General features: G+C 45.5%; 18 protein-coding genes. 16 read left to right on the top strand and 2 right to left on the bottom strand.

Going from position 1 to position 13,361, the window contains the following annotated elements:
• Positions 1-45: 45 nt before the first annotated feature.
• From DW183_RS10640 to DW183_RS10605, 8 genes are all read left to right on the top strand, one after another.
• Positions 46-747 (top strand): iron-sulfur cluster assembly scaffold protein, encoded by a 702-nt coding sequence (locus DW183_RS10640; protein WP_118281983.1) that lies wholly within the window; start codon positions 46-48, stop codon positions 745-747.
• A gap of 20 nt (positions 748-767) precedes the next feature.
• Complete coding sequence (locus tag DW183_RS10635; protein WP_118281982.1) at positions 768-1,778, top strand: GGGtGRT protein; 1,011 nt, start codon at positions 768-770, stop codon at positions 1,776-1,778.
• Between the two features lie 105 nt (positions 1,779-1,883).
• Positions 1,884-3,014, top strand: a complete 1,131-nt coding sequence (locus tag DW183_RS10630; RefSeq protein WP_118281981.1) for a DUF362 domain-containing protein — start codon at positions 1,884-1,886, stop codon at positions 3,012-3,014.
• A gap of 15 nt (positions 3,015-3,029) precedes the next feature.
• The gene (locus DW183_RS10625; RefSeq protein WP_118281980.1) at positions 3,030-3,257 is read left to right on the top strand and encodes a purine biosynthesis protein PurH; all 228 of its coding nucleotides are present in this window, start codon (positions 3,030-3,032) and stop codon (positions 3,255-3,257) included.
• A gap of 22 nt (positions 3,258-3,279) precedes the next feature.
• Complete coding sequence (locus tag DW183_RS10620) at positions 3,280-4,005, top strand: nitroreductase family protein (RefSeq protein ID WP_118281979.1); 726 nt, start codon at positions 3,280-3,282, stop codon at positions 4,003-4,005.
• Positions 4,006-4,147: 142 nt separating this feature from the next.
• Positions 4,148-4,459: a PadR family transcriptional regulator gene (locus DW183_RS10615; protein ID WP_118281978.1), complete on the top strand. Its 312-nt coding sequence runs from the start codon at positions 4,148-4,150 to the stop codon at positions 4,457-4,459.
• Between the two features lie 2 nt (positions 4,460-4,461).
• Positions 4,462-5,424, top strand: a complete 963-nt coding sequence (locus tag DW183_RS10610; protein ID WP_118281977.1) for a DUF2812 domain-containing protein — start codon at positions 4,462-4,464, stop codon at positions 5,422-5,424.
• Positions 5,425-5,491: 67 nt separating this feature from the next.
• The gene (locus tag DW183_RS10605; protein ID WP_118281976.1) at positions 5,492-5,902 is read left to right on the top strand and encodes a YhcH/YjgK/YiaL family protein; all 411 of its coding nucleotides are present in this window, start codon (positions 5,492-5,494) and stop codon (positions 5,900-5,902) included.
• Here DW183_RS10605 and DW183_RS10600 read toward each other — a convergent pair whose 3' ends face one another.
• Entirely contained in the window at positions 5,903-6,247 is a 345-nt protein-coding gene (locus DW183_RS10600) for a hypothetical protein (RefSeq protein WP_243069567.1), read from the bottom strand.
• The gene (locus DW183_RS12695; RefSeq protein ID WP_243069566.1) at positions 6,231-6,407 is read right to left on the bottom strand and encodes a hypothetical protein; all 177 of its coding nucleotides are present in this window, start codon (positions 6,405-6,407) and stop codon (positions 6,231-6,233) included. Before DW183_RS12695 ends, DW183_RS10600 begins: the two co-directional genes overlap by 17 nt.
• Before the next feature lie 129 nt (positions 6,408-6,536).
• On the opposite strand from DW183_RS12695, the gene DW183_RS10595 reads away from it, so the two are divergent.
• From DW183_RS10595 to ilvC, 8 genes are all read left to right on the top strand, one after another.
• Positions 6,537-7,280: a DNA/RNA non-specific endonuclease gene (locus tag DW183_RS10595; protein WP_330416382.1), complete on the top strand. Its 744-nt coding sequence runs from the start codon at positions 6,537-6,539 to the stop codon at positions 7,278-7,280.
• Between the two features lie 96 nt (positions 7,281-7,376).
• On the top strand, positions 7,377-8,246 hold the full coding sequence (locus tag DW183_RS10590) for a YitT family protein (RefSeq protein WP_118281975.1): 870 nt from the start codon (positions 7,377-7,379) through the stop codon (positions 8,244-8,246).
• Positions 8,247-8,249: 3 nt separating this feature from the next.
• Positions 8,250-9,626, top strand: a complete 1,377-nt coding sequence (locus tag DW183_RS10585) for a glycoside hydrolase family 32 protein (RefSeq protein WP_118281974.1) — start codon at positions 8,250-8,252, stop codon at positions 9,624-9,626.
• Positions 9,623-10,021, top strand: coding sequence for a DUF1284 domain-containing protein (locus DW183_RS10580; protein ID WP_118281973.1), 399 nt, complete (start codon positions 9,623-9,625; stop codon positions 10,019-10,021). Before DW183_RS10585 ends, DW183_RS10580 begins: the two co-directional genes overlap by 4 nt.
• Positions 9,999-10,676 (top strand): 4'-phosphopantetheinyl transferase family protein, encoded by a 678-nt coding sequence (locus DW183_RS10575; protein ID WP_118281972.1) that lies wholly within the window; start codon positions 9,999-10,001, stop codon positions 10,674-10,676. Before DW183_RS10580 ends, DW183_RS10575 begins: the two co-directional genes overlap by 23 nt.
• Complete coding sequence (locus DW183_RS10570; RefSeq protein ID WP_118281971.1) at positions 10,673-11,668, top strand: asparaginase; 996 nt, start codon at positions 10,673-10,675, stop codon at positions 11,666-11,668. The genes DW183_RS10575 and DW183_RS10570 overlap by 4 nt, the downstream gene beginning before the upstream one ends.
• Positions 11,669-11,787: 119 nt before the next feature.
• Positions 11,788-12,288, top strand: a complete 501-nt coding sequence (gene ilvN, locus DW183_RS10565; RefSeq protein ID WP_118281970.1) for an acetolactate synthase small subunit — start codon at positions 11,788-11,790, stop codon at positions 12,286-12,288.
• Between the two features lie 20 nt (positions 12,289-12,308).
• The gene (gene ilvC, locus DW183_RS10560) at positions 12,309-13,337 is read left to right on the top strand and encodes a ketol-acid reductoisomerase (protein WP_118281969.1); all 1,029 of its coding nucleotides are present in this window, start codon (positions 12,309-12,311) and stop codon (positions 13,335-13,337) included.
• The last annotated feature ends 24 nt before the right edge of the window (positions 13,338-13,361 follow it).

Raw genomic sequence — 13,361 nt, 5'->3', positions numbered from 1 at the left:
TAGCCATATGATGCATGCTTTATGTATTATGAAAGGAGTCTTATAATGATTTACACAAAGGAAGTTGAAAACATGTGTCCTGTTGCAAAGGGCGCAAAACATGAACCAGCTCCAATTCCTGAAGAAGGAAAATGGGTGCATTCTAAGAAGATTGAAGATATTTCAGGCTTTACACATGGTGTGGGCTGGTGTGCTCCTCAGCAGGGCGCATGTAAGTTGTCTTTGAATGTTAAGAACGGTGTTATTGAAGAAGCATTGGTAGAGACAATCGGATGTTCTGGTATGACACATTCCGCAGCAATGGCAGCAGAGATCTTGCAGGGCAAGACAATTCTTGAAGCATTAAACACAGACCTTGTTTGTGATGCTATCAATACAGCAATGAGAGAGTTATTCTTACAGATCGTTTACGGACGTACACAGTCTGCATTCTCTGATGATGGACTTGCTATCGGTGCTGGTCTGGAAGACTTAGGAAAGGGTCTTCGTTCACAGGTTGGTACTATGTACGCAACCAAGGCAAAGGGTGTTCGTTATCTGGAAATGGCAGAAGGCTATGTTACAGGTATTGCTCTTGATGCTGACGACGAAGTTATCGGTTACCAGTTCGTTTCTCTTGGAAAGATGACAGACTTCATCAAAAAGGGTGATGACGCAAATACTGCTTGGGAAAAGGCTTCCGGTTCTTACGGACGTGTTACACCAGAGCAGGGCGCTGTTAAGATCATCGACCCAAGAGTAGAGTAGTAGAAAGGAGACGTAAGAAGATGGCTTTATTTGAATCATATGAAAGAAGAATTGACCAGATCAATGCTGTTTTAAATAGTTATGGTATCAGCTCTATCGAAGAAGCTGAGAAGATCACAAAGGATGCTGGACTTGATGTATATGAGCAGGTTAAGAAGATCCAGCCGATCTGTTTTGAAAATGCATGCTGGGCATACACAGTAGGTGCAGCGATCGCAATCAAGAAGGGATGCCGTAGAGCCGCTGATGCAGCAGCTGCAATCGGTGAAGGACTTCAGGCATTCTGTATCCCTGGTTCTGTAGCAGATCACCGTAAGGTAGGTCTTGGACATGGTAACCTTGGAAAGATGTTATTAGAGGAAGAGACAGAGTGCTTCTGCTTCTTAGCAGGACATGAGTCATTTGCAGCAGCAGAAGGTGCGATCGGTATCGCTGAGAAGGCAAACAAGGTTCGTCAGAAACCTCTGCGTGTTATCTTAAATGGTCTTGGAAAAGATGCTGCACAGATCATTTCCCGTATCAACGGATTTACTTACGTTGAGACAAAGTATGACTACAAGGAAGCAAAACTTAATGTAGTATATGAAAAGGCATACTCAGATGGACTTCGTGCATCTGTTAAGTGTTATGGTGCTGATGATGTTCAGGAAGGTGTTGCAATCATGCACTTTGAGAACGTTGGTGTATCTATCACAGGTAACTCAACCAACCCAACACGTTTCCAGCATCCGGTAGCAGGTACATACAAGAAAGAGTGTATCGAGCAGGGTAAGAAGTACTTCTCAGTAGCATCAGGCGGTGGTACAGGACGTACACTTCATCCGGACAACATGGCAGCAGGTCCTGCTTCTTATGGTATGACAGATACTTTAGGACGTATGCATTCTGATGCACAGTTCGCAGGTTCTTCTTCTGTTCCGGCTCACGTTGAGATGATGGGACTGATCGGTATGGGTAACAACCCAATGGTAGGTGCTACCGTTGCTGTTGCTGTATCCGTTCAAGAGGCTGCTGACGCTGGCAAGTTCTAAAAATAGACAATAATATCCCGGTCTGGGATCATGGGATCCCCGTGCTATTTGGCACGGGGATTTTATAGTACATATAAGTATTTAAGAGAAAGAAAAGGGAAGATCATGGGAGAATCAAAAGTATATTTCACATCTTTTAAAACGACAGAACATGAAAACCTGATCCAGAAACTGCATCGTCTTATGAAGCAGGCTGGATTTGAAAACATTGATTTTAATGAAAAATATGCTGCCATCAAGATCCATTTTGGAGAATATGGAAATCTTGCATTTCTTCGTCCAAATTATGCCAAGGTGGTTGCAGATTATGTCAAGGAACTCGGCGGAAAGGCATTTCTTACGGATTGCAATACCCTTTATGTCGGCAGCAGAAAGAATGCGCTGGATCATCTGGATACAGCCTATGTCAACGGATTTTCGCCCTTACAGACAGGCTGCCATGTGATCATTGGTGATGGCTTAAAGGGAACGGACGAGACGATTGTTCCAATCGATGGGGAATATGTAAAGGAAGCCAAGATCGGACATGCCATTATGGATGCAGATGTCTTTATTTCTCTGACACACTTTAAGGGACACGAGACGGCAGGTTTTGGCGGTGCGATCAAAAATATCGGTATGGGCTGCGGATCAAGAGCCGGTAAGATGGAACAGCACTGTGAGGGCAAGCCGAGTGCAGATAAGGATCTGTGTGTGGGCTGTGGTGCCTGTAGCCGTATCTGTGCACATGGTGCGCCGGTCATAGCAAACGGCAAGGCGACGATCGATCATGATAAGTGTGTGGGCTGTGGCAGATGTCTAGCAGTTTGTCCAAAGGATGCGATTACAGCGAATTTTGCAGATTCTGTTTTCATGTTGAATTGTAAAATGGCAGAATATGCATATGCAGTCTGCAAAGACAGACCATGTTTTCATATTTCATTGATCTGTGATGTGTCGCCAAACTGTGATTGCCATGCAGAAAATGATATTCCAATTATTCCGAATATCGGAATGCTTGCATCTTTTGACCCGGTAGCATTAGACCAGGCATGTGCTGACCTTTGCAATAAAATGCCTGCGATGTCAGGAAGTCTGTTAGATGAAAATGAAAAGAATTTACCAGAAGAAGTGCATGCACATTGTGGACACGATCATTTTAAGATGACGCACCCGGATACAGAATGGGAATCTTGTCTTGATCATGCACAAAAGATGGGGCTTGGAACGAGAACGTATAAATTAGTGCAGATATAGAAGGACGAAAAACATATGAGTTATTTGATTGCAGAAACAACAAAGGAAGAACGGGAGAAAATCGTTGCAGATGCACTTGGAAATATAGAAGCAAGTTGTGACGGCTGTATGCCGGGATTAGCAGAAATGTATCAGGATTATATTGACGGGAAAAAGGAACTTCGACAAATCAATATGGAATTCAATGCCCGTTATGTAAAAGGTGATGATATGCCGGGAAGATCCGGGTGTATGTACTTATAGGGAGCAAAGGAAGACAGGAAGCATGAATGAGATCATAAAAAGCCTTTATGACAGAAAGTCTGTACGTGTGTTTGAGGACAGACCGATCCCGGCAGACATGAAAAAGACGATCTTAGAGACGGCGGCGCAGGCACCTTCTGCCGGATGTCAGCAGTTATATACGATCATTGATGTGACGAATCAGGCGATCAAGGATACGCTGGCAGATTTTTGTGACCATCAGCCTTTTATCGCAAAGGCAGATATGGTGGAGGTATTTTGTGCAGATTGTAAGAAATGGTATGATGCCTATATAGAGGCAGGCTGCAGCCCAAGACATCCCGGTGTGGGAGATCTCATGCTTGCGGTCACGGATGCGACGATCGCAGCGCAAAATACGGTCGTGGCGGCAGAAAGTCTTGGCATTGGATCCTGCTATATCGGTGACATCATAGAAAATCAGGAGGACGTCGCAAAACTTTTGCATTTGCCGGACTATGTATTTCCAGCAGCCATGTTGGTCTACGGATGGCCGACCGACCAGCAAAAGATGCGCAAGAAACCAGAACGCTGCCCACAGGAATACATTGTGCATGAAAACACGTATCACAGTATGGATGGAGCAGAACTGCGTGGTATGTTGGCACACCATTGTAAGCAAAGATCTTTTGAAGATTGGTGCGCAGCATTCTGCGAGCGCAAATACAATTCAGACTTTTCTAAGGAAATGACAAGGTCAGTGGAAGTATATTTAAAGCAATATCATTAAAAGAAGAAAGTACAGTGAAAGGCAGGAAGAAATTCCTGCCTTTTTGTATGGGCACAGAAACTCCTTGACACATATATCGCACTGCGATACAATATGATATATCGAAGTGCGATATATATTCTGGAATATAAGAGGTTTTATCATGGATGCGCATATCAAAAAAGTATACGTGCCAATGACAGAGACAGGTTTTTACATTTTACTGTGTTTACAGGAACCCAACCATGGTTATGGCATTGTGCAAAAGGTAAAAACTATGACGGGTGGTGACATTGTATTGGCACCGGGAACCATGTATGGCAGTCTGTCAAAGATGGAAAAGGACGGACTGATCTCTTTTGTGCGAGAGGAGGACAAGCGGAAAATATACGAGATCACGGCACTCGGCAGGGAAGTGCTGGAAACCGAAAAGAAACGAATTGACCGATTGTACCGGAATATGAAGGAGATGTAGCTATGAAAGATAAGAAGATCACTTTTAAGTATTTTTCCATTGCAGAATATGAAAAAGAAGAAGCATATTTGCGCAAAATGCATCAGCAAGGCTGGAAACTGGTAAAGATATCACTCCGTTATCTCTATGTCCGTGCCTATATTTTTGAAAAGTGTCAGCCGGAGGATGTGATCTACCGCATCGACTATGATCAGACCGGTGGAGACGCCTATATACAGATGTTTGCGGACTGCGGCTGGGAATATTTGTTTGATTTTGATGAGAGTTCTTATTTTCGGAAGAAAAAAGAGGATATCGCAGAGGATGAAGATATTTTTTGTGACGATGCATCCCGGCTTGCCATGGTACGGCGTGTCTTTAAGGCAAGATATATTCCTTACCTTACCCTTTGCGTATCAGATATTATTTTTTGGATCGGCTTGGATTCACTGATCTACATGGGATCCGGAAAAAGCGGACTCATCATCACCATGATACTTTGGATAACCATTCTGCTGGCGCTCTTATACTTAGGAGTATTGACAATGCAGTTTTATAAATGTGAAAAGAAACTGGCAGAGGAAACAGAGGCGGCAGAAGGCGTTAAGTACAAATATATAGGATTGGCGGTACTTTGGGTAGCGCTGGCTCTGGTGACCGGTATTCTGATCCTATATGCCAATCGTTCCGATTATTCGGTCACAGACCGGGAGAATGGTTTTTCCATAGAGAGCAAACGGATGAATACGGAACTGGAACGCGAGTATGAGGCGCAAAAAGGGGATCAGATCGCGATCGGGCATGATATTGATGATGGTTATATTGAGATCACGATCAAGGATAGCGAGGGTCAAGTCCTTGCAAGTCAATCTTATGAAGATTGGAGTGAGGATATCCAGACCATAGTGGTTCCTAAGGATGGCAGGTATCGCATTATTTGTAAGGGAAGACATGCGAGAGGCAGCATTCAGGTAAAACTGGAGTAGCAATTTTGCATACAGATAGAAAAAGTGCTAGAGTAGAGGATAAGATTTTTGACAAAGGAGAATACAAATGACTTTAGAGGAAGCAGTAGCATATTTAAAAGAAGAGGACTTAGCCACTATGGCAGTCGGCACTTATGAAGTGGATGGAGATTTCTATTTTATGATCCAGGAGTATGAGACCAAGGAAGCGGCAGATTGTCGCCTGGAAACCCACAAGAACTATACGGATATTCAGTGGATCATTTCCGGCGAGGAAGCCATTGATACGGTAAATGTGGCAGGGCTTACTGTAGAGGAAGCCTATGACGCAGACCGTGACGTGGCATTTTGGCAGGAACCTGCAGAAATGTGCCATATGGTATTATCTTCCGGTTCCTACGCGATCCTGCCACCGAGCATCGCACATAAACCTGGCATGCGTGCAGGAAGTCAGGCATCCCCGGTCAAAAAATGTGTGGGAAAGGTGCGCGTTCACTAATTACCAGACTTCGCCCGGGTACTTTAGATTCCAGTCTTTACGGACCTTTGTCATGATATCCATGACATCTTTAGACTGGGCAAGGCGCATGATGCTGTCATCCCCGGAAAGGATGGCATCTTCCATATCCTTCATTTCATAATAGAGAGCATTTGCCGCTTGACCGGCGCAGATCTCGCGTCTGTCGCCCGCTGCGGCATCGACGATAAAGGCTTTATCGGCTCGTGGGTATTCCATGATCTCGATATAGCCTTTTTCTAAACTGATCATGGCGCGTTTTGGCTGCTTGGAATGCATGGATAAGGCTACGGTAGCCATCTGCCCCAGATCATTTTGTAAAAGCATGGTCGCCTGCTCGTCGGAGCCGGTCGGGGAAGGCAAGGGCTTTTTCCTGTGTGCGGTTGGCGACACCGTAGAGTTTTTTGTCCATTTTTTGCAGTGCCTGTGCCATTTCATTAGCGATCACGCCGGTACCGATCACTGCCCAGTTCAATTCTTTCTTCATTGGAAATCAACCTCCTTTTTGCATCTTCGCGCTTATTAAATCACAAAATAAAAGGGGATGCAAGGCAGAGGAAAAATGCGCTATAATAGACGGGCATAAAAAGAATAAAATACATGACAAGGAAAGATGATGAGCAGATATAAAAAGCTAAAAAGAAATAAGATGACAGCAACCGCTATGGCGATCGTGGCACTTTTGATCGGCATGAATCTGGGACGCATGGGGCAGGATACCACGGACCAGAAACTCCCGAACGGCATTACGACAGAAGTAGGTGCGGAAGAACTAAGTGACATACCGGACTATAGTGGAGCCCCCTATGTAGTCTTAGGGAACAATGTGCCGGATTTTACAGAGGAGGAAAAGAAGACCACTGAGGCATTTACCTACTATGGAGATCTAGACGATCTGGGAAGATGTACACTGACCTTTGCCAATGTCTGTCCCCAGACCCAGCCGACAGAGAAGCGCGGGGAGATCGGACAGGTACGGCCGAGTGGCTGGCATACGGTCAAATATAACGATCTGATCGACGGCAATTATCTGTATAACCGCTGCCATCTGATCGGCTATCAACTGACCGGAGAAAATGCCAATGAAAAAAATCTCATTACAGGTACGCGTTATCTGAATGTGGAGGGCATGCTGCCTTTTGAGGATATGGTAGACGCGTATGTGGATGAGACCGGAAACCATGTTTTGTACCGGGTAAGGCCGATCTTTTCGGGAGACGATCTTGTGGCGCGGGGCGTGCACATGGAAGCATGGTCGGTAGAAGATGCAGGACAGGGCATCTGCTTTGATGTCTTTTGCTATAATGTGCAGCCGGGCATTGTCATTGATTATGTGACAGGCGACAGTCAAAGAGAGTAAGCATAGGTTGAGACAAGGGGCATTTTTTGGTACAATAAAGCATATTTTAGTTTTTATGAAGTCTTGTAAACGCCGTTTGAAATGAGAGGAGACTAGATGAAAAAAGACGTATTACAACCCAAAAACTTTGTTATGCTAACGATCGCAGGTTTGATCAACGCCTTTGGCGTGACCTGTTTTTTGTACCCGGTCAATCTGTATGACTCTGGGATCTCAGGTACTTCCATGTTGCTGGCGCAGGTGACACCGGGCTATCTGTCCCTGTCGGTATTTCTTTTGCTCTTAAACTTCCCTTTGTTTTTATATGGTTACAAAAAAATGGGCATATCCTTTACCCTCTATTCGGTCTATGCCGTTTTTGTCTATTCTATGGGAACCTGGATCATCACGGATATCCTGCCGGTGGATGTGACGATCGCCTCGCCTTTGGCAGAGCAGGATCTTTTGCTCTGTGCCATCTTTGGCGGACTGATCTCCGGTATCGGCAGTGGTCTGACCATACGCTACGGCGGTGCCATCGATGGCGTGGAGATCTTAGCCATCCTTTTTTCAAAAAAACTTGGCATTACGGTGGGAACTTTTGTTATGGGCTACAATGTTATTTTGTATGTGTTTGCGGGCATTGTCATGGGCAGTTGGATCCTGCCGCTTTACTCGATCATCACATATGCGATCGCGCTCAAGGCAGTGGACTTTGTTGCGGAAGGTCTGGATAAGGCGAAATCCGTCATGATCATCACCAACCATCCCGACAATATCTGCGAGGCACTTTCTTCTGAATTTGGTAACGGGATCACGCTTCTGGGAGCCAAGGGCTACTATTCGGATAAGGATAAGACCATGATCTATTTTGTTGTCAACCGTTTCCAGATCAATAAAGTGAGACAGATCGTGCAGGAACAGGATCGGCATGCCTATGTGACGATCACGGAGGTATCGGACGTACTGACGCATGAGGAGGCGTAAGAGATGGCGGTAACGTTACATTTTCTGCCCAGAGACCATTGGATGAACGATCCCAATGGATTTATCTACTACCGGGGCAAATACCACATATTTTATCAATATTTTCCCTACGAAAGCCGGTGGGGAACCATGCACTGGGGGCACAAGACCTCGACAGACCTTGTGCATTGGAAAGATGAGGGGATCGCCTTATATCCCAGCAGGGATTTTGACCGTAATGGCTGTTTTTCCGGGTCTGCCATAGAGATCGATGGGAAAATGTATCTGTACTACACTGCGATCGTCTATGCATCCATGGATCCGGCAAATATTCATGTGAGCGGCAGTGGGCTGATCGCATGTCAGGCAATGCTGGAAAGCCCGGATGGCATGCATTTTCCGGCAGAAGAAAAACGCATTATCATCCCGACGTTTTCGGAAAATGAGGTCGGTCATCCCGGAGATACCAGAGACCCAAAAGTCTGGCAGGAAAGGGAACAGTATTTTATGGTCCTGGGCAGCCGTAAGGGGGAGCAGGGAAATCTTTTGCTCTATAGCAGCAGGGATGGTCTGCACTGGCAATTTGCATCCGTGGTAAGCGACGAGCGCATCAAGAGCCATACCTGGGAATGCCCGGATATTTTTTCCATAGACGGAGAACATTATCTGATCATGTCGCCCATTGGCATAGAAAAGACCGGGACAAGTTATCCCAATCAGTCAGTCTGGACAAAATTGTCCTTTAATCCGGGGAAAAAGCAGGCAAAGATCCTGTCACACCCCCGTTTCATAGATTATGGCATGGATCTTTATGCACCGCAAAGTACACTGGATGAAAAAGGCAGACGCATTGTCATGGCATGGATGCGTATGCCGCGTCCGCTTGCAGACGGCAGGATCGGTATGCTGACCTTTCCGCGTCTGGTCAGGCAAAAAGAGGGTGACTTGCGTTTTGGACTGCATCCGGCGGTGGAGAGCCTTTTTACAAGAGTTTTGCAAAAGAAACAGGCAGAAGACGTCCTGCGGGATCAAAGACCATTAAAGATCAGTCTGGATCTTTTGGAGGGAGCACATATAGATATCGGGGGCTATGTCATCCGCTTTTATCAGGAAAAGGTCTATACGGACAGAAGCAAGGTCTTGGCCATAGAAAGAGCGGATCTTTTTGGCGAGGAAGCCCAAGTGGGCAAGGAGTTTTGCACGCCCATCTTGCAGGATGGCAGACATCTTGATATTTATGTGGATGCAAATATTATAGAAATCTATGTCAATCAGGATGAGTATGTCCTTTCCAATATCGTGTATGATCTGGGAAGTCAGATCTTGGCACAGGATGTGGAAAAGATAGCGTATTTTGGGCTGGATACAGAAGAGCCGGTATACGAGGGAGAAAAGAAATGAAGCATTTTCGTGTACATCACATTATGTGTACCAATTTATATCAGGGCTATGGTTACAGCGGGGCATTTTGCCAGAATATGACTAAGATGGTCACCTGGCTCAAAGATCACGCAGACGAGCCGCTTTTACTGGTGAGTGATCCGGATGAGATCTGCAAAAAATGTCCGAATCTGGTGGAGGGTAAATATTGCATGGATGCGACCAATCATGTCAAGAGCAAGGATCAGCATCTGCTGGAACCTCTGCATCTTTTGGAGGGGCAGACCTACACATATGGTCAGCTCATGCAGCAGGCGGACAAGTATCTGACAAAAGAAGTATTTGAGTCATCTTGCAGTAAGTGTGAATGGTACAAACAGGGGCTTTGTCATTATGAAGATTTCAGATTTTGCTGATCTTGGGCTGGAGCAGATCCCGCCTGCGGATACGGAAGAAGCGGATGCCAAGATCAAAGACTACTACGCATCGTTAAGTCCTGCCAGAAAAGAAAAGGCGGATGCCATAAAAAGCAGATCTTCCCGTAGGCAGAGCATTTGCGCCGGTCACCTTTTGGAAGATATGTTACGAGTCCGGGGGCTGTCTGCACCTTTTTCCTATGGCATGTCGGAGAGGGGCAAACCTTTTTTAGAGGACGTTCAATTTTCTCTGTCACATTGTAAAGGCTGGTGTGCCTGTATCGTGGCGGATCAGATGGGGGGAGTGGATGTTGAGATGCTGGGACGCTATCGGGACAGTCTGTGCAGACGCTTTTTTACCGAGGCGGAGCAGGTCTTTTTGCAAAAGACAACCGAGGCCGATTTTTATTTTACCCTTCTTTGGACATGCAAGGAAGCACTAGCAAAATGTCTGGATATAGCATTGACAGAAGTGTGCCAAAATTGCAACATGAGTCCGCTTTTACAAACTTTAAAAACAAAGCCGTCACAAGGCATGCATGGACTTGGAAACCTGACCTACGGTGGATATGATATATATTTTGAGACCATATGTTTAAAAGATGCAGTTGCCACATATTGTTTATGCCGAGAAGAAAAGAGAGATAGAAAATGAAAAAGATTTGTATGATCGCTGTTGGCGGAACGATCGCTTCCGTTGAGACAAAAGAAGGATTGCGACCGGAGATCACCTCAGAGGAGATCCTGACCTATATACCGGAAGTGTCAAAACTCTGTCAGATCGACGCCATTCAGTTATTTAATATTGACAGCACCAATGTCTATGCCAAGCATTGGAAGGCACTGGTTTCCTGTATCGAGGAAAATTATGCGGCTTACGATGGCTTTGTCGTGACGCATGGAACGGATACGCTGGCTTATACAGCGGCAGCCCTGTCCTATTTTATCCAAAACAGCAGAAAGCCTATCGTTATTACGGGATCCCAGGTGACGATCGCGGCGGAGAATACGGATGCGAGAGACAACCTGCTCAATGCTTTTATCTATGCGGCGGATGACCGTGCATGCGGTGTGCATGTGATCTTTGATAACAAGGTCATCCTGGGAACGCGGGCAAGAAAATCCCGGACAAAAAGTTATAATGCTTTTTCCAGCATTGATTATCCACAGATCGCCATCTTTCGCAATCACCGACTGGTCTTTTATATCGAGGAGCCAAAGCCGGAGGGCAATCCTATTTTTTACCATGATTTTTCGGCGAGGGTATTTGTTTTGAAAATGATACCGGGGATCGATCCTGCCATCTTTGATTATCTGAAAGAGCACTATGACGCGGTCGTTCTGGAAAGTTTTGGTGTGGGCGGCGTGCCTTATTACGGTGACCATGCTTTTGAAGCGGAGATCAGCAAGTGGACGCAGGAGAAAAAAGTCCTGGTCGTCACCACCCAGGTGGCGCATGAGGGTAGTGATATGGAGGTCTATGCAGTGGGGCAGACCATCAAGCAAAAACTGTCCCTGATCGAGGCTTTTGACATGACAACAGAGGCGATCGTGACCAAATTGATGTGGATCCTGAGCATTACCAGAGATCCAAAAGAGATCGCGGAGATATTTTACACGCCTGTCGAAAAAGATATTTTATTGTGAGCCGGCATATATTTCATCATAGAATTTCGTTGACAAAACGAAGTGTTGTGCTAGAATAATTTTTAAGCGCGAGACGGACAAGTGTCTGTCTGCAAATGACAGAGGAGAGGTTTTTTCGTATGAGAAGTCAGGTAATGTCCATTTTGGTAGAAAATACACCGGGGCTTTTGAGCCATGTATCCGGGCTTTTTAGCCGTAGAGGCTACAATATCGACAGTTTTTCTGCCGGAGTGACAGCAGATCCGAGATTTACCAGAATTACCATCGTGGCAAGCGGTGACGAATTGATCTTAGAGCAGATTGAGAAGCAACTTGCCAAGTTAGAGGATGTGGTAGATGTCAAGATCTTAGAGCCGGGCTCATCCGTTACGAGAGAACTCATGATCGTCAAGATCTCCGCTAAGGCTGAGGATCGCCAGTCGGTACTCACCATTACGGACATTTTTCACGGCAAGGTAGTGGATGTGACCCATGATTCCATGGTCATTGAGGTTACCGGCCATCAGGACAAGTTACAATCATTCTTGGATATGTTAGCTGATTATGAGATTTTGGAATTGGCAAGGACAGGTCTTACCGGTCTGACCAGAGGTACTAAGGATGTTGTTATAATTGATTGATATTAAAGGAGGAAAAAAAGATGTCACAGGAAGCAAGAATTTTTTATCAGGAAGACTGTAATTTATCATTGTTAGATGGTAAGACGATTGCAGTCATCGGCTATGGTAGCCAGGGTCATGCCCATGCATTGAATGCAAAGGAGTCAGGATGCAACGTGATCATCGGTTTGTACGAAGGCTCTAAGTCTTGGGCAAAGGCTGAAAAGCAGGGATTTGAAGTATATACAGCAGCAGAAGCTGCAAAGAGAGCAGACATCATTATGATCTTGATCAATGATGAGTTACAGGCTGATATGTATAAGAAAGACATTGAGCCAAACTTGGAAGAAGGCAACATGCTTATGTTTGCTCATGGTTTCAACATTCACTTCGGATGCATCAAGCCACCAAAGAATGTAGATGTTACCATGATCGCTCCTAAGGCTCCGGGTCATACCGTTCGTTCTGAGTATCAGGCAGGAAAGGGTACTCCTTGTCTGATTGCTGTAGAGCAGGATTACACAGGAAAGGCTCTTGACATGGCACTTGCTTATGGTCTTGCCATCGGCGGCGCAAGAGCAGGTCTTTTGGAGACAACCTTCAGAACAGAGACAGAGACAGACCTCTTTGGTGAGCAGGCAGTTCTTTGCGGTGGTGTTTGTGCACTTATGCAGGCTGGTTTTGAGACACTTTGCGAAGCAGGTTATGATCCAAGAAATGCATACTTCGAGTGTATTCATGAGATGAAGTTGATCGTAGATCTGATTTATCAGTCAGGTTTCGCAGGCATGAGATATTCTATCTCTAACACAGCAGAGTATGGTGATTACATCACAGGGCCTAAGATCGTTACAGAAGACACCAAGAAGGCTATGAAGCAGATCCTTTCTGACATTCAGGATGGTTCTTTCGCTAAGGAGTTCTTACTGGATATGTCACCTGCAGGTCGTCAGGTTCACTTCAAGGCTATGAGAAAGTTGGCCTCTGAGCATCCTTCAGAGAAGGTTGGCGAGGAGATCCGTAAACTTTACAGTTGGAATAACGAAGAAGACAAGTTGGTCAACAACTAAGTCGACTGTACATAAAAGACAGTG

The organism is Roseburia sp. AM16-25 (genome assembly GCF_003473825.1).
GTDB classification, from domain to species: Bacteria; Bacillota; Clostridia; order Lachnospirales; family Lachnospiraceae; genus Pararoseburia; species Pararoseburia lenta.
This window is presented reverse-complemented; position numbering and strand designations above follow the sequence as displayed.

Excerpts from the sequence above, each read along its gene's own strand:
- DW183_RS10640 (WP_118281983.1), top strand. The coding sequence starts at position 46 with ATGATTTACACAAAGGAAGTTGAAAACATGTGTCCTGTTGCAAAGGGC.
- DW183_RS10635 (WP_118281982.1), top strand. The coding sequence starts at position 768 with ATGGCTTTATTTGAATCATATGAAAGAAGAATTGACCAGATCAATGCT.
- DW183_RS10630 (WP_118281981.1), top strand. The coding sequence starts at position 1,884 with ATGGGAGAATCAAAAGTATATTTCACATCTTTTAAAACGACAGAACAT.
- DW183_RS10625 (WP_118281980.1), top strand. The coding sequence starts at position 3,030 with ATGAGTTATTTGATTGCAGAAACAACAAAGGAAGAACGGGAGAAAATC.
- DW183_RS10620 (WP_118281979.1), top strand. The coding sequence starts at position 3,280 with ATGAATGAGATCATAAAAAGCCTTTATGACAGAAAGTCTGTACGTGTG.
- DW183_RS10615 (WP_118281978.1), top strand. The coding sequence starts at position 4,148 with ATGGATGCGCATATCAAAAAAGTATACGTGCCAATGACAGAGACAGGT.
- DW183_RS10610 (WP_118281977.1), top strand. The coding sequence starts at position 4,462 with ATGAAAGATAAGAAGATCACTTTTAAGTATTTTTCCATTGCAGAATAT.
- DW183_RS10605 (WP_118281976.1), top strand. The coding sequence starts at position 5,492 with ATGACTTTAGAGGAAGCAGTAGCATATTTAAAAGAAGAGGACTTAGCC.
- DW183_RS10600 (WP_243069567.1), bottom strand. The coding sequence starts at position 6,247 with ATGCTTTTACAAAATGATCTGGGGCAGATGGCTACCGTAGCCTTATCC.
- DW183_RS12695 (WP_243069566.1), bottom strand. The coding sequence starts at position 6,407 with ATGAAGAAAGAATTGAACTGGGCAGTGATCGGTACCGGCGTGATCGCT.
- DW183_RS10595 (WP_330416382.1), top strand. The coding sequence starts at position 6,537 with ATGAGCAGATATAAAAAGCTAAAAAGAAATAAGATGACAGCAACCGCT.
- DW183_RS10590 (WP_118281975.1), top strand. The coding sequence starts at position 7,377 with ATGAAAAAAGACGTATTACAACCCAAAAACTTTGTTATGCTAACGATC.
- DW183_RS10585 (WP_118281974.1), top strand. The coding sequence starts at position 8,250 with ATGGCGGTAACGTTACATTTTCTGCCCAGAGACCATTGGATGAACGAT.
- DW183_RS10580 (WP_118281973.1), top strand. The coding sequence starts at position 9,623 with ATGAAGCATTTTCGTGTACATCACATTATGTGTACCAATTTATATCAG.
- DW183_RS10575 (WP_118281972.1), top strand. The coding sequence starts at position 9,999 with ATGAAGATTTCAGATTTTGCTGATCTTGGGCTGGAGCAGATCCCGCCT.
- DW183_RS10570 (WP_118281971.1), top strand. The coding sequence starts at position 10,673 with ATGAAAAAGATTTGTATGATCGCTGTTGGCGGAACGATCGCTTCCGTT.
- ilvN (WP_118281970.1), top strand. The coding sequence starts at position 11,788 with ATGAGAAGTCAGGTAATGTCCATTTTGGTAGAAAATACACCGGGGCTT.
- ilvC (WP_118281969.1), top strand. The coding sequence starts at position 12,309 with ATGTCACAGGAAGCAAGAATTTTTTATCAGGAAGACTGTAATTTATCA.